This is a genomic window from Sphingobium sp. ba1, from assembly GCF_000743655.1.
Taxonomy (GTDB): domain Bacteria; phylum Pseudomonadota; class Alphaproteobacteria; order Sphingomonadales; family Sphingomonadaceae; genus Sphingobium.
The window spans coordinates 1,610,068-1,616,555 of record NZ_JPPQ01000069.1 but is presented as its reverse complement, the minus strand read 5'-3'; the positions used below and the strand labels follow the sequence as shown (position 1 = coordinate 1,616,555).

6 protein-coding genes and 1 pseudogene are annotated in these 6,488 nt (G+C 63.8%); 5 read left to right on the top strand and 2 right to left on the bottom strand.

The window, feature by feature from the left end; genetic code table 11:
• Positions 1–271, bottom strand: a pseudogene (locus IL54_RS10850) (hypothetical protein); the annotation flags it as partial.
• A gap of 77 nt (positions 272–348) precedes the next feature.
• A complete protein-coding gene (locus IL54_RS10845; RefSeq protein ID WP_008603797.1) occupies positions 349–1,239 on the bottom strand; it encodes a DUF1259 domain-containing protein in 891 nt (296 codons plus the stop codon).
• A gap of 168 nt (positions 1,240–1,407) precedes the next feature.
• On the opposite strand from IL54_RS10845, the gene IL54_RS10840 reads away from it, so the two are divergent.
• From IL54_RS10840 to istA, 5 genes are all read left to right on the top strand, one after another.
• Positions 1,408–2,358 carry a chromate resistance protein ChrB domain-containing protein gene (locus IL54_RS10840; protein ID WP_025160483.1) on the top strand — a complete coding sequence of 317 codons (951 nt, stop codon included), beginning with the start codon at positions 1,408–1,410 and terminating at the stop codon, positions 2,356–2,358.
• Positions 2,359–2,360: 2 nt separating this feature from the next.
• Positions 2,361–3,758: a chromate efflux transporter gene (gene chrA / locus IL54_RS10835; RefSeq protein ID WP_017184237.1), complete on the top strand. Its 1,398-nt coding sequence runs from the start codon at positions 2,361–2,363 to the stop codon at positions 3,756–3,758.
• Between the two features lie 11 nt (positions 3,759–3,769).
• Positions 3,770–4,501, top strand: a complete 732-nt coding sequence (locus IL54_RS10830) for a superoxide dismutase (RefSeq protein ID WP_037475567.1) — start codon at positions 3,770–3,772, stop codon at positions 4,499–4,501.
• Positions 4,502–4,589: 88 nt separating this feature from the next.
• The gene (locus IL54_RS10825) at positions 4,590–5,609 is read left to right on the top strand and encodes a Cj0069 family protein (RefSeq protein ID WP_162182219.1); all 1,020 of its coding nucleotides are present in this window, start codon (positions 4,590–4,592) and stop codon (positions 5,607–5,609) included.
• Positions 5,610–5,666: 57 nt separating this feature from the next.
• Positions 5,667–6,488 (top strand): IS21 family transposase (gene istA, locus IL54_RS10820; RefSeq protein WP_037478362.1); only part of this gene is annotated, 822 nt, incomplete at its 3' end.

Genomic DNA, 6,488 nt, shown 5'->3' with positions numbered 1-6,488 from the left:
CCTGATCGGCGCAGAGCGACAGCCTACCTCTGACTGCCGCCAATCTTTGCAACAGAGCCACTTGCTCCGCTTTGCTTATTGACGCGAGTTGCGCGCGTGCCGCGTTCATCGCGGCCTCGGGCACCTGAGCAAGCGGGATGTCTCGTTCGCTGTGCTTGCCGATTATCCGGTTTTCGTTCGCCTCGTGGTTTTGCGCGATCGCCACGCCCGCGATCGCCAGCGCGGCCGCGCCCACGCCTGCGACAACAGTGAGAGTTCGTTTGCTAGCCATGTTCCATTCCACTTCCTGCATAAGGGCCGTGGGGTCGGGCGGGCGGCGGTTACGGCCCAATGAGCCGTCGTCCGAGTTCAACTCCTCTGATTGTTCATCCTGTCGAGCGCCGCGCGCAGCCCACGGGCGAGCTTGGCTGCGTCGTCGTTGGCCCAGAAGTGCATGAAGAACAGCCGCGGCTCGTCGTTTAGCATATGATTATGCAGCGCCGTGACCTCGATCCCGTTCGTCCGCAGCACGCGCAGGACCGGATCGACCTCGTTTGCGACAAGTACGAAATCGCCGGTGATGGCGGCTCGGCCGTCCCCGGTTGGCTGAAAGTTGATCGCGGTCGCCGTGCCCATCGTCGGCGGAGTCTCCATATCGCCGTCCATCAGCCGCTCGGCGCGCGGAAAGCTGTATTGGAGGATGCCACCGGCCGTCTTGCCCTCACCGCCCATCAACCGGTTGAGCGCGGCCACATCGAGGTCGAGCCGCGATGCGGCTGCGCTGGCCGAAGGCGATTGCGGCGCGGCGAGCGGGGTCCGACTGGCTGATAGCGCTTGCCGGAGCGCGGCCGCGAGCTTGACCGGGTCGCCGTGGCCGGCAATGTGCATGTACATGGTCGCAGGCGAAGAGCGGAGCAGGTGATTGTGGAGCGCGGTGATCGTAAAACCGCTTGCGAGCAGGCGGCTCAAAACGGGGTTCACCTCGTCGTGGGTCAGCACGAGATCGCCCATCACCATCGCCTCGTCGCCCATCGGCTGAAACGCCGCCCAAGAGCCGAGCGCGAGGGAGGGCTTGATCGTCACCCCATCCAGCGTGACGCTCAGGTCCGAACGCGGGAAGCTGTAGCGGTGAACGCCCCCCGGCTGTTCGGCCCCCGCTCGTCCTATCGCCCGGTCGACAGCCGACCAGTCCGGCGCTGCCCATGCCGGGCTTGCCAGCAGGAGGCTGGCGAATCCCAAGGCGATGGTCTTTTTCAGCATAATTGATCCTTCATCAGCGCACTCGACACGGAAAGCCTCACGTCATGCGAGCGCGCCGCCGGCGAGCCGCGACATTGCGCTCCGGTTTCTTTCTTCGGGATAAGCAGTCCTATGCTCATGAGGCTTGTGATGCAACCCTTACACTTGTAGGCTAGTGACGATACAACTATGACAAATACACAAGCTTCCCCTTGGTTGCTCCTGATCCCGCAGCTTCCGGCTAAGCCTGCCTATTTGCGGGTGAAGGTCTGGCGGCGTTTGCAGGCGATCGGGGCCGCGCCGCTCAAGAACGCCGTCCATGCGCTCCCCAATCGCGAGGACACGCGCGCGCTGTTCGAAGAACTGCATCGCGAGATCACCGAAAATGGCGGCGAGGCGCTGATCCTCGAAGCGCGCCTTGTCGGCGGCATGGGCGATGCGGAGCTGCGCGGAGTGTTCGACGCTGCGCGTGACGCCGACTATGAGGAGTTGGCACGCGAGGCGCGCGCGCTGTGTGAGGGCGAGTATGTCGCGGCGGCGGATGTGGGCCGCCTGCGCAAACGCCTGAACGAGGTCGCCGCGATCGACTTTTTCGGTGCGCATGGTCGGCAGGCGGCACAGGCCGCCATCACCGAGGCGGACCGCCGCTCTCACCAACATCCCGATGTGAGCGGCCCCGGTGCGCCCGAGCTGACCCCGGCGGAGCTAAAGCGCCGCGTTTGGGTGACGCGCCGCCATGTCCATGTCGATCGCATCGCGTCCGCCTGGCTCATTCGCCGCTTCATCGACCCCGAGGCGAGCTTCAAGTTCGTCGAGGGCAAAGGATATGTGCCGGAGCCTGACGAACTGAGGTTCGACATGGCGGACGCTGAGTTCACCCACGAAGGCGACCGCTGCTCCTTCGAGACCTTGGTGTTCCTCACCGGTCTCGAGACCGACCCCGCGCTGCGGGCGCTCGGCGAAATTGTTCACGACCTTGATATTGCCGATGCTCGGTTCGAGCGCCCGGAAACTCCGGGAGTGAGCGCGCTTATCGCCGGCATCTGTGCCGGCACCGACGACGACGAGGAGCGGATCGCGCGCGGATCGACCGCGCTCGACGGATTCTATGCTCACTTCACCCGGCGAAAAGAGGACTAAAGATGGAGGCCAGCGCACGCGCTGAAATCGCAGTCGAGACGCTGCACGAGCACGGCATCAGCTTTGGCGAGGCGGTGCGCGTCTGGATCAGGGTCGCGCTGCTCAGCTTCGGCGGACCGGCGGGCCAGATAGCGGTGATGCATCGCATCCTGGTCGAGGAGAAGCGCTGGATCGGCGAGGAGCGGTTCCTCCACGCGCTCAACTATTGCATGCTGCTGCCCGGCCCTGAAGCGCAACAGCTAGCTGTCTATATTGGCTGGTTGCTCCATAAGACCAAGGGCGGCCTGGTCGCGGGCGCGCTATTCGTGCTGCCCGGCTTCCTCGCGATTTTAGGGCTCAGCTATGTCTATGTGCTGCTCGGCGAAGTGCCGCTGGTCGAGGGATTGTTCTTCGGATTGAAGGCCGCCGTGCTGGCGGTGGTGCTACAGGCGGTGGTCCGGGTGGGTTCGCGTGCCTTGAAGAACAACGTCATGCGCGGTTTTGCCGCGCTGGCGTTCGTCGCGATCTTCGTGCTCGACGTGCCCTTCCCGCTGATCGTGCTTGCCGCCGCGCTGATCGGCTTCTTCAGTGGCCGCGCTGGTTACGCCGCATTCAAGGGCGGCGGCGGACATGGTCCCGCCGGCGCTGAGATAATCCACGACCGCGACACCGCTCTTGGCGAGGGCCTTCCCGACCATGCCCGGCCGAACCTCTCTTGGTCGCTGCGCATCTCCGGCGTCCTGCTGCTGCTCTGGCTCGGGCCGGTCGCAGCGCTGCTGTTCGCGTTCGGCCCCGACGACGTGTTCAGCCGCATCGCCACCTTCTTCAGCCAGATGGCGGTGGTGACCTTCGGCGGCGCCTATGCGGTGCTCGCCTATGTCGCGCAGGAGGCAGTCGAGACCTATGGCTGGCTCCAGCCCGGCGAGATGCTCGACGGGCTCGGCATGGCCGAGACCACGCCCGGGCCGCTGATCATGGTGACGCAGTTCGTCGGCTTCCTCGCGGCCTTCCGCGAAGCGACCGGGCTGCCGCCGCTCGTCGCCGCGACCTTCGGCGCAATCCTCACCACCTGGGTTACCTTCCTGCCATGCTTCCTGTGGATCTTCGCCGGCGCGCCATTCATCGAGCGGCTGCGCGGCAACCGCGCATTGTCGGCCGCGCTTTCGGCGATCACCGCCGCAGTGGTCGGCGTGATCCTCAATCTGGCGGTCTGGTTTGGTATCCACACTCTGTTCGAGCAAGTCCGCGAAGTGCCGTTCGCAGCCGGCACCATCGATCTCCCAGTCCTAACGTCCGTCAACTGGCCGGCGCTGGCGCTCGCGGTGGGTGCGATACTCGCCATGTTCCGGTTCAAGGCCGGCATGCTGCCGGTGCTCGGCGTCTGCTCGGTCCTCGGGGCCGCATATGTAATGATCATCTGAAGGAGTGACGCGTGACGATCGACCATCTTTCCCGACGCAGTGCAATCGCAACTCTTGGCATCGGAGCCGCCGCCATGACTATCAACGAAGCCTCTGCGCAGACGCCGGCCGCAGCGCCGGCGGCTGTCCCCGCCTTTGCCGGAAATCATCAGGTCAAGCCGCTCAGGTTCAATCCCGCCAGGCTTCACGGCCTCTCCGAAAGGCTGATCACATCGCACCACGAGAACAATTATGCGGGCTCGGTCAAGGCCCTGAATATGATCGAGACACGACTTGCCGCCGCGCTCGCTGACACGGACCTGTCGCCGGTGGTCTATGGCGGATTGAAGCGCGAGGAGCTGCACCGCACCGGCTCGGTCGTGCTCCATGAGGTCTATTTCGACGGGCTCGGCGGCAACGGCCAGGCAGCCGGTTCCATCCGCGACGCGCTGGGCGCGGCGTTCGGCTCGTTCGACCGCTGGGAAGCCGACTTCCGCCGTACCGGGATGAGCCTTGCCGGCGGATCGGGCTGGTGCGTGCTCGTCTACAATCTCCACACGCGCTCGCTGCACAACCATTGGGCGTGGGATCATATGCACGGTGCGATTGCCGGCGTGCCGCTGCTCGCGCTCGATATGTACGAGCACAGTTTCCACATGGATTACGGCACCGCCGCCGCCAAATATGTCGACGCCTTCTTCCGCAACATCGACTGGGAAGTGGTCGACCGGCGCTATGCCGCGGCTTTGCGCGGCGGCGGCTGAACCCGACCGCCGTGGCTTAACACCCACTGCTGCGCGACACCTGAGTTCGCGACCACAAAGGGGACAGGTCCGATGGGGAGATGCAACAATGACATCCGGCCCGAACATCGCTCTTCTTTGGCGTGGGCAAGCAGCCGAGTGGACGCATCGCTTTCATGAAGCCCGGCAGTGGCCTGTACTGTACAGGGACGAGGCGGTTCGCGAGATTCGGGACGAGCTGCTGTCGTGCGACGCAGTGCTGGTCTGGGTGAATCCGTTGGACATTTCAGGCGACCGCTCGCAGCTCGATCCAATGCTGCGCGAAGTCGCGGGGTGCGGCGTTGTCGTCAGCGCGCATCCTGACGTGATCGCCAAAATCGGCGTCAAGGAAGTGCTCTACACAACGCGATCCATGGAATGGGGCAGCGATGTCGATCGATACGTGGACGCTGAAGGCCTTCGCGCTCGTTTCCCCGAACATCTTGCCGCAGGCCCGCGCGTGCTGAAGCCGAACTACGGCAACGGCGGCAGGAATGTATGGCGTGTCCAACTAGACGAAGCGGGAAACGCTCCGGCTTTGAAAACGTCGGTGAAAGTTCAAGAGGCCCGCCAAGGAAGCAAATCGGAGCGCATCAGCCTAGCCGAGTGCTTGGAAAGGTGGGTGCCGTTTCTAAACGACGGCGGCGTGCTGATCGATCAGGCTTATCAGCCGCAGTCGTCCGAGGGCATGGTCCGCTGCTACGTGTGCGGGCACCGAGTGGTTGGCTTTGGGCACAACCTGATCACTGCGCTGATGACGCCAACGGCCATTGATACAACGTCGTCAACCCCACAGCCGATGGGCCGCGCCATGTTCGGACCGGAGGTGACGCGCTTCGCAGCCTTACGGAAAGCGATGGAGGATCGCTGGATTCCAGAGATGCAAAGGTTGCTGTCGATCGCCGACCACGATCTTCCGCTTCTTTGGGACGCCGACTTCCTATTTCGCCCTGGTGAAGCCATCAGCGATGGCTCCTATGCGCTTTGCGAGATCAATGCTAGTTCGGTTGCACCATTTCCGCCAAGCGCCGTCCAGCCAGTGTGCAGGGCGGTGACAAACCAGGCCAATGGAGCGCCGGCAAATTGCTGAGCGCGGCGGAGTAAAAACCAGCCATTGGTAAGGTTGCTCTTTTTGGAGCGGCCGGGGATGTTTGCCGTGGAGAGCTATGCAGCGGTACGCCGCTTTGTGTTTGTTGAAGGGAACAGCCAGCGGGAGGCAGCGAAGGTTTTCGGCCTGAGCCGAGAGACGATCGCGAAGATGTGCCGTTTCTCGCTGCCGCCTGGCTACACGCGCTCCAAGCCTGTCGCCAAGCCGAAGCTAGGATTGTTGCTGCCGGTGATCGACCGGATACTGGCTGAGGATTACGTCGCGCCGGTCAAGCAGCGGCATACGGCCAAGCGGATTTTTGAGCGGTTGCGCGATGAACATGGCTACGGCGGTGGCTATACGGTGGTGAAGGATTACGTGCGGCAGAGCCGTGTGCGCAGCCGCGAGACCTTCGTGCCGCTGGCGCATCCGCCAGGGCACGCTCAGGTGGACTTTGGCGAAGCGGTGGGCGTGATCGGTGGAGTGCGGCAGAAGGTGCATTTCTTCTGCATGGACCTTCCGCAGTCGGATGCCTGTTTTGTGAAGGCCTATCCTGCCGAGACGACGGAAGCCTTTCTGGACGGACATGTTTGCGCGTTCGCCTTCTTTGGCGGGGTGCCGCTCTCGATCCTGTACGACAATACCAAGATCGCGGTCGCCAAAATCTGCGGGGATGGCAAGCGTGAGCGGACCCAGGCCTTCACGGGGCTGGTCAGCCACCACCTGTTTGCCGATCGCTTTGGCCGCCCAGGCAAGGGCAACGACAAGGGGAAGGTCGAAGGGCTGGTGAAGTATGCGCGCTCGCACTTCATGGTGCCGATCCCGCGCGCGGCGACCTATGACGACTTCAACGCAGAGCTGGAACGGCGGTGCCGGGCCCGG